General features: G+C 29.9%; 18 protein-coding genes. 9 read left to right on the top strand and 9 right to left on the bottom strand.

The annotated features are described in order from the left end of the window. Positions 1-29: 29 nt before the first annotated feature. Positions 30-1,247: a DNA cytosine methyltransferase gene (locus BUB12_RS06780; RefSeq protein ID WP_072889387.1), complete on the bottom strand. Its 1,218-nt coding sequence runs from the start codon at positions 1,245-1,247 to the stop codon at positions 30-32. A gap of 1 nt (position 1,248) precedes the next feature. Further along, entirely contained in the window at positions 1,249-3,615 is a 2,367-nt protein-coding gene (locus tag BUB12_RS06775; RefSeq protein ID WP_234982598.1) for an Eco57I restriction-modification methylase domain-containing protein, read from the bottom strand. A 297-nt stretch (positions 3,616-3,912) separates the two neighbouring features. Here BUB12_RS06775 and BUB12_RS06770 point away from each other — a divergent pair, with 297 nt between their 5' ends. Continuing rightward, positions 3,913-4,470 (top strand): hypothetical protein, encoded by a 558-nt coding sequence (locus BUB12_RS06770; protein WP_072889383.1) that lies wholly within the window; start codon positions 3,913-3,915, stop codon positions 4,468-4,470. Positions 4,471-4,585: 115 nt separating this feature from the next. Here BUB12_RS06770 and BUB12_RS06765 read toward each other — a convergent pair whose 3' ends face one another. Next, positions 4,586-4,774, bottom strand: a complete 189-nt coding sequence (locus BUB12_RS06765; protein ID WP_072889381.1) for a hypothetical protein — start codon at positions 4,772-4,774, stop codon at positions 4,586-4,588. Positions 4,775-4,931: 157 nt separating this feature from the next. Between BUB12_RS06765 and BUB12_RS06760 the strand changes: the two genes are divergently transcribed. The 4 genes from BUB12_RS06760 to BUB12_RS06740 all read left to right on the top strand — a co-directional run bounded on the left by BUB12_RS06760 (position 4,932) and on the right by BUB12_RS06740 (position 8,057). Next, positions 4,932-5,189 (top strand): hypothetical protein, encoded by a 258-nt coding sequence (locus BUB12_RS06760; protein WP_072889379.1) that lies wholly within the window; start codon positions 4,932-4,934, stop codon positions 5,187-5,189. A 465-nt stretch (positions 5,190-5,654) separates the two neighbouring features. Continuing rightward, the gene (locus tag BUB12_RS06755) at positions 5,655-6,026 is read left to right on the top strand and encodes a hypothetical protein (RefSeq protein ID WP_072889377.1); all 372 of its coding nucleotides are present in this window, start codon (positions 5,655-5,657) and stop codon (positions 6,024-6,026) included. An 84-nt stretch (positions 6,027-6,110) separates the two neighbouring features. After that, positions 6,111-6,356 (top strand): hypothetical protein, encoded by a 246-nt coding sequence (locus BUB12_RS06750; RefSeq protein ID WP_072889375.1) that lies wholly within the window; start codon positions 6,111-6,113, stop codon positions 6,354-6,356. 1,323 nt (positions 6,357-7,679) lie between these two features. Beyond that, complete coding sequence (locus BUB12_RS06740) at positions 7,680-8,057, top strand: type II toxin-antitoxin system PemK/MazF family toxin (protein ID WP_072889371.1); 378 nt, start codon at positions 7,680-7,682, stop codon at positions 8,055-8,057. Between the two features lie 66 nt (positions 8,058-8,123). Here the strand turns inward: BUB12_RS06740 and BUB12_RS06735 are convergent, their stop codons facing one another. The 3 genes from BUB12_RS06735 to BUB12_RS06725 all read right to left on the bottom strand — a co-directional run bounded on the left by BUB12_RS06735 (position 8,124) and on the right by BUB12_RS06725 (position 9,906). After that, positions 8,124-8,636 (bottom strand): crossover junction endodeoxyribonuclease RuvC, encoded by a 513-nt coding sequence (locus tag BUB12_RS06735; protein WP_072889368.1) that lies wholly within the window; start codon positions 8,634-8,636, stop codon positions 8,124-8,126. An 80-nt stretch (positions 8,637-8,716) separates the two neighbouring features. Next, positions 8,717-9,022, bottom strand: a complete 306-nt coding sequence (locus tag BUB12_RS06730) for a hypothetical protein (protein WP_072889366.1) — start codon at positions 9,020-9,022, stop codon at positions 8,717-8,719. 677 nt (positions 9,023-9,699) lie between these two features. Then, positions 9,700-9,906 carry a hypothetical protein gene (locus BUB12_RS06725; RefSeq protein WP_072889364.1) on the bottom strand — a complete coding sequence of 69 codons (207 nt, stop codon included), beginning with the start codon at positions 9,904-9,906 and terminating at the stop codon, positions 9,700-9,702. Between the two features lie 224 nt (positions 9,907-10,130). Here BUB12_RS06725 and BUB12_RS06720 point away from each other — a divergent pair, with 224 nt between their 5' ends. The 3 genes from BUB12_RS06720 to BUB12_RS06710 are packed head-to-tail and all read left to right on the top strand — an operon-like array spanning position 10,131 to position 11,046. Next, on the top strand, positions 10,131-10,460 hold the full coding sequence (locus BUB12_RS06720) for a hypothetical protein (RefSeq protein WP_072889362.1): 330 nt from the start codon (positions 10,131-10,133) through the stop codon (positions 10,458-10,460). Continuing rightward, complete coding sequence (locus BUB12_RS06715; protein ID WP_072889361.1) at positions 10,447-10,845, top strand: hypothetical protein; 399 nt, start codon at positions 10,447-10,449, stop codon at positions 10,843-10,845. Before BUB12_RS06720 ends, BUB12_RS06715 begins: the two co-directional genes overlap by 14 nt. 21 nt (positions 10,846-10,866) lie before the next feature. After that, positions 10,867-11,046, top strand: a complete 180-nt coding sequence (locus BUB12_RS06710; RefSeq protein WP_072889359.1) for a hypothetical protein — start codon at positions 10,867-10,869, stop codon at positions 11,044-11,046. 160 nt (positions 11,047-11,206) lie between these two features. Here the strand turns inward: BUB12_RS06710 and rlmH are convergent, their stop codons facing one another. Further along, entirely contained in the window at positions 11,207-11,686 is a 480-nt protein-coding gene (gene rlmH / locus BUB12_RS06705) for a 23S rRNA (pseudouridine(1915)-N(3))-methyltransferase RlmH (RefSeq protein WP_072889358.1), read from the bottom strand. A 172-nt stretch (positions 11,687-11,858) separates the two neighbouring features. Here rlmH and BUB12_RS06700 point away from each other — a divergent pair, with 172 nt between their 5' ends. Then, complete coding sequence (locus tag BUB12_RS06700) at positions 11,859-12,662, top strand: DUF2935 domain-containing protein (protein ID WP_072889430.1); 804 nt, start codon at positions 11,859-11,861, stop codon at positions 12,660-12,662. A 73-nt stretch (positions 12,663-12,735) separates the two neighbouring features. On the opposite strand, the gene BUB12_RS06695 is transcribed toward BUB12_RS06700, so the two are convergent. Together BUB12_RS06695 and BUB12_RS06690 are read right to left on the bottom strand one after the other, a co-directional pair. Then, on the bottom strand, positions 12,736-13,356 hold the full coding sequence (locus BUB12_RS06695) for an HD-GYP domain-containing protein (RefSeq protein WP_072889356.1): 621 nt from the start codon (positions 13,354-13,356) through the stop codon (positions 12,736-12,738). Positions 13,357-13,441: 85 nt separating this feature from the next. Next, positions 13,442-13,804 (bottom strand): MerR family transcriptional regulator, encoded by a 363-nt coding sequence (locus tag BUB12_RS06690; RefSeq protein ID WP_072889355.1) that lies wholly within the window; start codon positions 13,802-13,804, stop codon positions 13,442-13,444. Between the last annotated feature and the right edge of the window lie 393 nt (positions 13,805-14,197).

Raw genomic sequence — 14,197 nt, 5'->3', positions numbered from 1 at the left:
TTCTTAACCAAAAAAATAAGACTGTTGATTTATATATCAACAGTCTGCAATTCAGTATATTTTTTATCCTTTGATAACATTTCATAATCATACTTAATCAAATTCCCCAATACCTCTGCTAATAAAGGTGGTACAGCATTACCAATTTGTGTCCCAATGGATGTTTTATTACCATAGAAAATAAAATCATCGTCAAAAGACTGGATTCTAGCAGCTTCACGTGGCGTTAGTGCCCTGTGTCTTTCTGGATGAATTACTCTTCCCGCAGATGGGGTATCAAATCTTGTAGTAATAGTCATTGCAACTTTGTTCCATTCCAATCTTCCGTAAGAACCACTATGAACAGATTTTATTTTTTCAACATCCTTTAAATCTTTATAGTTTTGACCTGGCTTGATTTGCTTTATTCTTGATAAGGCAATATCATTATGTTTAGAAGCAATGTGATTATATAAAGTTTCTGAATTAGACCGTCTTGCTAATTGATAATATGAAACAGGCTCCAAAAGGTAATCTTGTTCAATACTTCCTTCAGAATGCTCTAGGTAATTTAAATCAGAAATAGCATCATATAAAGTGTTTTTTTCGAAACGTTTTTTGTCAATCAATTGCATATTCCTCTTCACAACTTTCAAACCCATATCCATATCAACCTCAGCAAACTTCGAACCAATAATTATAAATCTTTTACGAGCCTGTGGAACACCAAACTCGTCTGCAGAAACAACTTTTGTAGTAAGATAGTATCTTCCATTTTTGAAATTAGACTCGTCTTCAAAAGTATTTATTATTTCCTCAAGTATAAGACCATTTTTTAAGCTTTTCATTCCAGGTACATTTTCAATAACAAAGTATTTAGGCTCAAAACGCTGAATGATTTTAAAATAAAACTTAAAGAGATAATTTCTTGGGTCTTCAAGAAATGCGTTCTTTTTACGAATTCTTCCACCAGCCATACTAAATCCTTGACAAGGGGGACCACCAATAACAACATCTATATTTTGCAAACCCTGTAGTATTTCTTCTTTATTACTAAAGTTCTCTGCAAGGTTTTGATTTACTAATTCATCGAAATTCTCAGCAAGATTTTGGATATCCTCATTTATCATCAGTGTATCTTTAAAGTTTTTTTGATAGGTATATGCAATTTGTTTATCAATTTCATTAGCAAGAATGATATTGTACCCTGCCCTTTTAAACCCTGCAGAAAAACCTCCAGCCCCAGCAAAAAGGTCAATAACGTTCAATTTATTCGCCTCCTAGTTCATTCAAATAAGTTTCTAGTTCGTCACTCATTCTATACTTCAATTGATAAAATTTTAAATACTCTAATTCAGATTTAGTCAATCCATAGTGTTTCCCTACTTGCATATCTATTTGGTCTATAATATGTTTGCATTTTTTATGCCTATATTCATATTCGGTTTGAACACTTCCAATATATACTTTTGAATGTTCTAACTCATTTTCTAACTGTTCAGCAAGGCTTTCCAGTTTAATCTTGATATCTCCATCTAGCTTTTCTATATCAAACTTGAAGTTTCTTAATTCTTTACCTGTTAAGTGCCAACAATCTGATATACATTCCCAGTACATAAAGAATAAAGTAGAGTTGAGTAATGCCATAACTACTTTACTATCTGTTTCATTTTGGAAACCAAATTCCTTGAATTCATTAGATTTCTTATCTGTTAAAAAGGCTTTTGTCCAAAAAGTCATTCTCATACTCAAATAAATCTTATACGAACCTTTCTGACCCAATAATTGTTCTAATGTTTGTTTATTTTCATTTATTTTATTGATAATACTTACTTGTTGCTTATCACCAATTTTATAATATGAACTCTCTCCCTTCTTTATAAAAGGATTAGGTAGGTAATATAGTGTTCTAAATAATTTTTCACGCTCATCCTTATACCAATGATAATAATTAGATGTATATATTTTAGCTTGATTAGAATTACTACTCTTTTTCTGGGTTAATACAATAGTTAGCTTTTGATGAACACCATTAAATAACGTACCTGGTCTGTCTCCGAAATTAGAATAAAAAACAAATTGACTATTATCTTCAAAAAGCTCTCGTAAAATAGACATTCTTGGGGTTGATATAATTGAAATAGGAACAATCATACCTAAAATACCATCTTCTTTTAATAACTGATAAGACCGTTCTAAAGTAAATGCATACAAATTTCCGCATTTAATAGTTTTATAACCAAATAGCTCATATTGGAATTTCTTTACCTTTGAATATTCGATATAGGGTGGGTTTCCAATAATACAATCAAATCCCCCATTTTCAAGGATTTCATCATATTCCTTATACCAATGAAAAGGTTTTACCTTTTGTTTCCACTCTTCAAAGTTAATTGTATCACTTACTAGTGTAGAGTAATTTAAAAAGGTTAATCTATCCATTTCATTTAAATCAATCTCTTTTTCTGTTATTTTAACTTCACCCACCAAGGAATTACCACTTTTGAAATTCAACTTAATTTCTGGAAAAGATATTATATTACTCTTATCTTTAAAACAATTGAGTAGTCGAAGGTATAGTCTTGTCTTTAATATTTCTATACTTTCCTCCATTATATCAACACCATATAAGTTATTCTCTATACAATATTTAGCAAAGTTAAATTCCTTGTTTTCTGTTTCCTTATAAATTGATAGCGAATTACTCTTATTAATATCACAAAGACGATTATCTATAGAATTATAAAGTTCCAACATAATATCTAAAGCAGAAATAATAAAGGCTCCCGTTCCACAAGTAGGGTCCAAAATTGAAATACCCTTTAATGTTTCATAAATATCCTCCAAAAGTTCAATACTACTTTCTTCTTGAACAGAAGATATTATAAGCGACAACAAATCTATGTTGTGCCTCACAAAATCTTCAAAGTCTTTTACATTGCCCTTACGTACTTCGTCTTCAATCTGAACTAAAATGGACTGATAATGCCTTTTTTCATAACTATACTTATGATTTTTTTCAATTACAATAAAAGTTTCTGGGTTATTTATTAGCTTTGTTATCATTGAGCCAACAAGTTTATCCTTGTTTTCTAGCTTATTAATTACTGCCAATATTACCGTATTTTTAGTTATATAATTTGTTGTATCAACTTCAGTATAATATGCCCCCATATCTTTCTGATTAATGTATTTTTCAAATACATTTCCTAGCACTGAGGGAGTAATTGTTAGTGCTTTATTATCTTCTTCAAACTTCCATACATATCTACTAAATTTTTTTAAAATAGACTGGTATAATTCATTCTCTAAATTAAAGTTATTTAGTTCAGTGGGTACTTTAAGGATTGAAATATTTAAATAAGGAATATTTTGGATATCAAGGTCAGACGACTTCCTTTTACTATATTCTGTATTTATTAATTCCAGCAATCGGACAAGGTAATGGTGAAATGATTTATTTTCCTTAATACAGTTATTTAAGTTTTCTTGTAATGTATTTTTAGGAAGTACCTTATTTCCTTGTAAGAAAAACAAAATCATCAATCTATCTAGTAAGACTGATGTTAAATAGGAATTATTCGAAGAATAATTTTTTATTTCCGTTTCAATATCTTTATGCAGCCTTTTATACATTGAATAGAAACTCTGAGTGTTTTTGCGATGGTACATATATATATTCCTTTCATTTTCCTTATTGCTTTTCTAAACAAAATTAGGGAATGTTCGACATTCAAACATATAATCTAAATTATATCATCAGAATATCACTTTGTATAAAAATAAAATTATTTTACCATCTACATTATTATATTTTTTCAGAAACATAATACTCGCCTCTTTTTATAACAAGTAAAGTTACTAGTAATAAATTAATAAAAAACATATTATTAAAATAGTAACTTACTAAATTATCTAAAGGGAGGAAATTATATGGTAATTAGAATACCTGTTAATCAACAAATGATAAATGATTGTTTTAACTTCGCAACAACTATTATCAATGGGAATAATCAATACAATAGAATTCCCACAACAGCCAGTACTAGAATTGAAAGAACATTTGTAGGTAAGTTGGCAGAACTTGCCTTTCTAAATTATTTAAATAATAATGGGAAAAACTACCCTATGGGTACAATGTTCCAAATTTTTCAAGGACAACAAAATACTGATGGATATGATTTTATTACTAGAATTGGTCAAGAGTCTGTTGATGTAAAATCGGCTTCTAAACCTAATCACTCCAGAATAATGATTCCTATTGACCAATTTCAGAATATACCTAAGGACTATTATGTTGGTGTGCGAATAAATGCAGAAGTAGATAATAACAATAATATATTAATTAACACTATTAATAGTGCTGATATTTTTGGTTATTGTACTTATCAGGAACTAGCTGATAATCCAACAGAAGATTTTGGTTACCCTTGTAAAGCAATGTACTTAAATCAACTAACTGATATCCAGCAATTATTAAATAAATTCTAAATAAATTACTTCATACTAAAAACACTTTACAGTACTGTAAAGTGTTTTACCATTTTGGATTCAGAAGTAGTTGTATAAATATCAATAAACACTAAAATCACACAAATGATTGTAATCAATAAGGTAATTCTTCAAACGGGTCTTGCCCCTTCTCTTCAATTGCTTTTTTCCTTTTAAAATCTTCAAACTCATTTTCTCTTTGGTATTCTCCGTCATTTTCCCAAAACTCAATTTGGTCATAATCTTCGTCTAACTTTTTATAATACTCTTCTTTTATTTTTTCCAAATCAATTAATTTCTTCATTTAATTCAGCTCCTAGCTTGGCTCTTTAGTTATTTTAAATTACAATTTAATTATAATAGAAATTTTATAGGTTCCAAATCATTAGTAGGCATATAATTACAAATATATTAATTTATTTCTTTGGGAACTCTCAACAATTGAAAGGTAGGTTTTTATAATGCCAGAAACAATGTATGAAGGATTAATGCTAATTTACGCAATCATTTTAATAACTATAGGTACCATAAGCATTATTACTCAAAAACTAATTATTAGAAATGTAGTTAAAAACCCACATAAATATAGTTCGAATAGTATTACAATGGATATCAAAGATATTATAAAGAAAAAGCATATGGATAAACTGACTCATACTCACGCACATTTATTTGAAGATGATAAACTAACAAACAGAAGATTATTAAAACGTTATTGACCTCACTTTTATTTAAATGAGACCGACTATTCAATATAGATGTTTGTCGGTCTTTTACTTTGACCTACCAAGTTATTTTTAGGCGGTCTTACTATATTTTTATTAGCTTTTAACTAGTAAATTTATATTAATAAATTGATAACTATAAGTTATTGGATAGAAACGTTAATAATTGTTTAATAAAACGTTATTAATAATGGTTAATATGTCTTTAAGTAGCTTTTACTATTTAATTAGTTCTATTTGACTGCTATTTATTATATACGATATATCTTTCAGATACATTGAACCCTTTGAATATAATAAATGTAATAAATGTAATTAATATATATTTTATAATACATGTATTTTTAATGATACTTATATCATTTATAACTAGATTTTATTGTTATAATGTGGTATATTTCTATTATCTTCACACAATTTCGAACACTCCCCGTTAAAACCCCAAAAGGAGCCACTAAAATGAATAATATTGATTATATGTCCTCTGCATATAAATTGCTGTATGAAATTGAAACTACCTTGAAACAAAATATAGAATTAACCTTAGAAAAGCATTACGGAGTAAATTGGCAACATATTTTAAGGGTAAATCGAGACTTTAAAACAGCATTTTTCCACGAATTAATTAGCTACTATGGAAAATATCCTCCACTCACAAGCATTTTTACCACTTCCGAAAGAAATCAACTCTACCAAATAGTAAATACCCGAAATAAAATTGCTCATATGAAGATAATTTCCAATGAAGAATATGAAATGCTGGTAAAATGTAAGAAATTAGTAAAAGTAAAATTAACTGCTGATAAAGAAATATTACAATTAAGTAAATAGGTAGTTAAATTATAGTAAATTAACTAAGATTATAGATATGGATAGAACAACTTAAATCAAAAAGCTAAGGGGATTGTTTTAAATATGAAACAGTTTATAAATCTTGAAACAAACTTAATATCAAAATGGTATGGTAATGAAATTGATATATTTTTAGAGGAATCTGATACTAGAGATAGAATAGAGCTATTATCTTTATTAAGTGAAAAAGTGGAGGAACTAATAATGAACGACCTTCAACTAATTACTGAAGGATATATCTCCGAAGTTATTCATAACAGTATAAATAAAATAGATTATAATGAGCTTTTGGATTATTACATTAGCTGATTATAAAAATTATAAATGTATATATATTAATTTTAGAAGTTTAGGGGGATATAGATAATATATGTTGTGTAATAAATGTGGTGGAGTATTATCTGTAATTAGAATTGAGAAGGTTCCAAAAGATAAAAAATATATTGATTATGAGCGCCTTTGTGATGTTGAGTGTTTAAAATGTAATAAAGTATTCTATTCTCAACCCTATGACAACGGTAAGAGAATAAATATGGTTAGGAAAATTACTCGAAAAGATACATAAAGATTTTACTCAACAGAACATTTCAACTGAAATTAATTTAGAAAAACTATAGCTGACCAACTAGGTGCAGATTAATTAGAATTTTTACAGGTTCATTTTCTAAATTTGTTAAAGGATAGTTGTTTGATTTTAGGGCAGAATTCCCCTTTGTTGGTATTTTTTAGCTATTTAAAATTTATTCACTTCCATTTCTAGGTACTAGTATTTCTAGTAAAATATTTATTGTATATTTAATTCTTTTAATCCAAATGTTAATAGGTGAATTAGGCAAGTGGCTTTGAAACGGTAGAAATCCCCCCTTGTAAAAAAACTATAAAAAAACAGTAATTCTACAAGAGGGGATTTCTACCGTAATATCAAATGTCAGTGGGAGCCACCGAGGTATTCGTATTTGTTTCCGATAGGTGTTTTACACACATATTGGTATATTGTTCCCAGGTCCAGCTTTACAACACATAGTAAATACAATATTAGAATTAAATATGTATTCCTAACTACCAATACAAACCCTTGCCAAAGGCAACTGGGACGGTTTAACCTCCATAAAGGAGCTTCTGGGAAGTCGCCAACTTAATGACCCATATCGTGTGTCTTAACTGTTGCCCACGATATGGGTAAATGCTCCTTTCACGAGCGAAACACCGTATTGGCTAGATACGGGGACAGGCTAACTATCAAACCTCTCAACAGATAAAATAAATAGTTTTTGGTATAAGATATGAAATTAAAAAGCCCAATCAAATAATACTTTGAAAGGGCAAATTGAAATTAATAGATATCTTTATACGTTATACACACTATGTCCCCCAAATTAATAAATAATTTGGAAATAAATAATATAGAAGTATAATTATAATATCTAACTTAAAAGTCCTTTCGCATACTACCTAAATAGTCGCCAAAACTTATTAGGTAGTTTTTTATTTGTTATTAAGAGTATATAATGCTTTTTTAATAAATCAAATTTGACTTACAATAGTTTCCAATTAGAATTTTATTATGGATTTGGTCTTTTTCTATTTTCTTGTTATAGTTACGTACTTTTAAATTAAAAGGAGTGCGTGAAAATGAAATTAAGAGAAACTCCAAGGAAGAAGATACCAAATAACAGCTGTAAAGGAAAAAATTTAAAAGTAAAACGAGGGGATATATTTTTAATCAATTGTAATAATATTGATTGCTTTGGTCGAAAGGAAACATTAGGCATTATCATACAAAATAATAAAGGCAATCATTTTTCTCCTTGCACAATAGTAGCATTTTCCACATTTAAAAAAGAGTTACATAAATCTGATATGTCTTTTGATATTGAAAATATTACTAAAGTAGATAAATCAAGACTTCTTAAAAAAGTAGGGGGATTTTCCTCATTAAAAATGCATTTCATAGATAAAGCCTTAATAATGAATTTAACGACAATTAAAGAAGAATCAATTGCAATTTAATATATTATAAAAAAATGAGCTGGAGTAACTCCTAAGCTCATTTTTTTATTTATATAATCCCTGTAATTAGATGTTAAAATCATTGTTGCTTAAATTGAGGGTTTTATAGCAGTAACTTATTCCCATTGCTATACTATCACTCATATGATTATCAAAGTTTGTAGGCTTGTCTAACAATTTATATAAATGCTGATATACAATTTCTTTATTTACTTGAGTTAGTCCAAAGGTTTTCTTATAGGCACTGCGCCAAGTATTTACGTGAATTATTTGGCAGTCAATATTTTGATAATAAAAATAATACTGAAGAAAAAATAGTAAGGAGGATAACTTTTTGTATGTAATTAAACTGGTTCCTTTATGTTTTTGGATATCTTCAATCAGTGAGTTTTCAATCTGATATTCCTCTATTAATTCATTCAGATAGCACTCCAAACTAATAATTCTTTCGAAATAGTCTAGTTTAGTATTCAATTTTAATGTACCAAATTTAATTAGTTCAAAATTATTATTGTTTATCTCATAAATGGAGTAGCCACAGTAAGTAACTGATTGGTCAATGGATAATAAGTGTGTCATATCTTTTTTCCTTCATATATGAATCCATAGCTAATATTTCTACATAATTATAAACTAGTAAAATATTGACTAATGGCTTTTTAATAGTTTTCTTCATTATTAATTACCCCAAAATGTTTAAAGTTAGTAGAGTACGAGCCTAACTTTCCTTGAACATAATTAATTGCGTCTTGGAAATGGTGTTCATTATTTCGGTTGGGTCTTTTAGCAATTGTAATTTTAGCGCCATCTTGTAAGGATAATATACGAATACTAACACCATTCGGGAAACTTATACAATGACTATTTAATCGTCTTTCAATATTAACACTTGGTTTATTTGGTATTAGTAGTTTAATAACTCTCCAGTAATCCAATTTAGTTTTGTAGATTTTTTTGGTAATCAATATAAAATAAACCTCCCAAAAAGACTTGATATGAAGTTATATAATGAAAAAGTATTTTTGTCAAAAATGACATTTATATTGTCCTTTAACTTATAAATACTCCCTTAATGACTGCGGTATCGACTGTTTAGGGCAAATTTGACTTTGCAAAAATTGATAATATAATGATGTAACACATTAAAATCGAATAAGAAATTATAAACTAAACCATTCAAAATAGGCAGTTTTCAAGAGGGTGATTAAATTACTCTTAATGGTTCTGGCTCCCCTTTTTATCAAAGGGTGGGAAGCGTTAGAGGCTAATACTATACTCAGATGCCTTTCAATAAAACTTATTGGGAGGAATTGCCCGTCCTAGTCGCTGAAAAGCGAGGTAGAGGTAGGTTACTGCGTGATTGTAGGAGCTGTAATGCTAGACCTGAGAGCTTAATTAATTGTGTATTAATTTAACCTATTTGATATGACCGACCGAGTGATACCAGACTCAGTTTTGTTAAATATCTATCTATCCTTTTTTAAGGGGTAGATTTTATTCTCTCACTCGTTCTACCTTCTCAATTTTGGTTTTAAGCGATTTTGAAAGATTTTAGAGAGATTAAATTTCAGATTATAAATTTGCCAACTAACTTCTCCAATATAGATAATAATTATGAAGAATACTTAAATAATTCCAGTTCCTATATATCATTTAAATCAGTTAGATAAACTGCATTTTCTGGATTTTCAATTTCAATAATAGAGTCTCTAGTAATTATATATTTACTACTGCTTAAGCCTTTTCTAATATTCTTAAAATATTCTAGTGCCTCTCTTCTGGTAAAGAATAGTTCAGTAGTATTATTTCCTACTACTCCCCAAACTTCCACACACCAACTTTTTTCCATTTCCCTACTCCTCTCATACGTTCTAGCAATTTTTATAAGTTCTAGGTTAAATCCCAACTGGAAATATTATCCCTTAGATTGCTATTATTCCATTGAATATAAAATATAATATAATAATAACTTTTTTTGCTCTATTTAAACCTCTTTTTATTTTATATTATATCACCTTTACTTGTTCGCCATTCCTTGCTAGAATCAACAGACTAAGAGAGGAGTGGCTTATTTTGGAAGATAAAAAATATGCTTTTTATAGTTATGGAAGAACTAAGGAATTTAGTGACTACTACTTTTTGCAAAACTTTTGGTATTCGTTAGAAGAGTTAGCTCTTGCACCAAATGATTGTTTATTTTTTAATGACGTGGGAAATTCACTTAAACAAAAAGAACTTATGTTTTCAATGCTTGCTAACATTAAATGTATCGTCATTCCTTCCTATGACCATTTAAACCCTTCCAGAACGCTTTTTAAGGAACTATACGAAGATAGAATACATCGAGAAGGGATTTATATCATCTGTTTAGATGAGGAGGGATATTGGCGTGAATGCATATAAGATATATAAAGGTAAAATTGACTATACTTTAGATAAAATAATCATAAATGGAATAACATTTTTAGCCCTTATAGCATTTTTGTTATTTGACCCAAATGATAAGATACCATTAATTGTCTGCTTAACTCCTGTTTTCGTTGATATCATTATTCATATTGACCTTTTTATCAAAGAAAGATTTTCTACTATTGAAATCCACCCAGCAAATAATGAACTAATCTATAATAACATTTCATTTTTTGGCTTAATAAGAATTTGTAAAAGATTTAAATGTAACGAGTGGGATATGAATGAAATACTAAAGTATTATAAAAAAGATAAAGAATTCAGCATTGACTCTGTAAATAAATTAATTGGCTCAAAAGTAACTTTCAATAATAAATAATTACAATTATGGAGGATTATAATGACTAATAGGGAAGCCATTGGTTATATGTTATTAGCTTGTAGAAGTTTAGATTACAATAGGGAACAAGTAAAAGATTTATATGGGAAGATGTATAATATGTTTGATATAAAATGTGAAGAAGAAGCAGAGGAACAAGGTTTTCAATGGTATAATAATTTAGAAGAAAAAAATGAATGATAACCTTAATAGTAACAATTTGTTGAAAGGCAGTTATAAAGGCAACCCCTAAGTAGGTTGCCTTTTTAGTTTTTATAACTTAATGTACTAAAAGCCTATACCAAATTAAACTTTTTTAATATCTCATTTGTTATTGTTACTCTTATATTTTGTTTGCCACTCACTTGTGGTACGGTTCCCCCCGATTAATCCTAAACCCTCGATAAACCTGCTCCAACAATATCAACCTCATGACCTGATGGGGAAAGGTCATTTTTGAAAATGACAGGGCATAGTCACTTCGCTTTCTTACTTCTTCACTTATCCCTAGGGAGCCACCAATGATAAAGGCCACTTTGCTCTTTCCGTACGTTGCTAATTCATCCATTTTCTTAGCTAGCTGCTCTGAAGTTATCATTTTCCCCTCGATTTCCAAGGTGATGACATAGGTATCCGCACTGACATGAGAAAGAATCCGTTCTCCCTCTTTTCGTTTAACCTCTTCCATTTCTGCTTCACTCATATTTTCAGGGGCCTTTTCATCTGCTACCTCTTTAATATCTACATTGGCATAGGCACCCAATCGCTTTAAGTACTCTTGAATTCCTTGCTTTAAGTATTTTTCTTTTAATTTTCCAACACTAATTACAGTTATCTTCATCTCAGATCTTCCTTTTTTGTTGTTAATATGTAGTTTACCAAAAGAGAGGCCATTCACCTAAAATTTTTCATGTGGAGATTATATTTCTACTTAACTTTCTACTAATAAATAGGCTTCCCCGTGAATACATTAAAATGATGACGAACTAAGGGGATGATGTTATTTGACGGATATGTTAGCGGAAGCATCATTTGAACACCAATATTGGTTAAAAATAATGAAAGATCATGCTCAGTTCATTAGGAATTCCCTACATTTAAGTGAAACGAAAAACGTAGAAACTACAGAAGAACTAATAAAGGTATTTGATCATTTATTGGCCAAATCGAAATCACTTTCCAATACAAATGTCATTGCTTTTACAAAGGAAGCCGAATCTGCAATAGAAGTACTGAAGAAAATAAAGCTATCTTTATTAAAGCACCAATTAAAAGAAGGAAAAACGATTCATCTTTCCCCTACAACAATGAACCATATGGTCAATGAACTTGAGGAATATGAAGTTGTGATAAATTACTTGAAAGAAGGCATGGCACCAGCGACTTTTCACGAACTACACCATCATCTAATATGGCTATCTGATGCAGCTAATCATGCCAATACCATCCATGTGAAATTAGATAAAACTGAGATTAGCCTAAAGAAAAAGAGTAATGAATTCAAGAAGCAATTCGAAGCTTATTATTTAAACGCAGTTGAATTTACCGGTTATCTTCGCTCGAATCTCTCCTCCTATCCTGCACTTAAAAGGTTTAATGAAGATGTAATGTATCAAATGAAATTATTTCAAACCTTTCTATTTGAATTAGATAAGATGGATTTAGCCTTGTTAGGCACTATTTCTCCATTAATGGTGGACCATATGTATCGCGAACATTGCTACTATTTAATAAAACTCTCCCATTCAACCAAAACACAGCCACCTGCATGTGACCCCACAATACCCGACACATTAAAGAAAGAACCTTGGCAATAGACATAGTAAGTGAAATACGAGAAGCTTGGGGATAGAAATACATCCTCAAGCTTCTTAATAATTATGTACCTATTTATATTTGTTTTAATAAATTTTCTAAGTTCTCTTCGTTGTACCATAAATCTGGTAACTGAATGGTTTGAATCAGGTCGACAAAGACTTCTACCACATCCCCGTCAAATTGGCGCCAAGAACATCTCCTTAACTCCTTGATTGCCTCCTGATGTGTCATCTTTGTTTCCTGATAACTTCTCATATCATATGTCATGGCATCAAATGAATCACATACTCGAAGAATTCTCCCTTGAAGAGAAATATCTTCCCCGGCCAATCCCCTCGGATAACCTGTCCCATCCCAGTTCTCATGATGATCCCTGACAAAACCAGCCGCTCTAGGTTTTTCCAATTCCTTACGAATAATGACATTACCAACATGGGAGTGACTCTCTACAATCAGTTTCTCTAAACTTGTTAGTTTACCTGGCTTTAGAAGAATATCCCTTGATAATCCCATTTTACCTATGTCATGTAAGAGGGCAGCAACTTTTAAATCTTCATCAAATATATTGAGTTTTTTAGCTAATATCGTAGTTAAATACATAACTCTGATGGAGTGATGCTTAAATTCTTTTAAAACTAAATTGTCCTGAGCTATATCCTCAAACAAGGACTCTGGTGTTCTTTCTTGCAACATCCAATTCCTCCTATATGAGCTGGTTTTTAAAAAATTTCAACAATTATACTTTACCATTAATTAAACTTCAGCACAAATCGAGGTTTTATGATGGTAGACTTTTAGAAACGGCCATAATAATTCCCTCAATACTCTTTCTTTTTTCCCTAATATGTGCTTCTTCCATCTGGAATAATTGTTTCTTTTCCTCCAACTTCTTTACTAGTCCTTCTAATAGTTCAGGAGAAGAGCAACCACTCGTTCGCTTTAATTGAAACATGACCTCTATTTCTTTTAGAGACAATCCCAATGACTGCATTTCTTTAATAGCCTCATAATCTTTGACATGTTCCTCACTATACACCCTCCGATTATTTTCCCATTGGGGGTGAATTAATTGTAAATCTTCATAATGACGAATCGTATCTTTTGTACTATTAACCATTCGTACAAATTCACCTATATACATGCTCTTCATCCTTTCATAAGATTGCCGAATACAAAATTTTATTGACGTGGGGTTAACCCCATCTAATATAGTGGCTTAATATAAGGGGGTGTTAAAATTGCTTTATAGTTTCTTAGTTATAATTTATTGTTTAAGTAGCCTAACAGGGACCTTTAATTATTACTTTAAAAATCAATCAACACTCAACAGGGCTCAAAAATTTTCCTTAATTCACTTCACTTCTTGGCATCTGATTTTCCTCTTCATTGGAGGAATTAATTTATTCAATCCTGTTCCCTTGGCTTGGACAATTGTTATTGTTGTTTTTATACTTCTCTCCAGAATCATCAATGGTAAAATCATATTTGGTCAGAATAACTGGAGTCATTATGGTGTTACAGGTTCTATAATGTT

This window comes from Ornithinibacillus halophilus, assembly GCF_900129485.1.
Classification (GTDB): domain Bacteria; phylum Bacillota; class Bacilli; order Bacillales; family Amphibacillaceae; genus Ornithinibacillus; species Ornithinibacillus halophilus.
The sequence above is the reverse complement of the archived record's forward strand: the minus strand, read 5'-3'. Positions and strand labels throughout refer to the sequence as shown.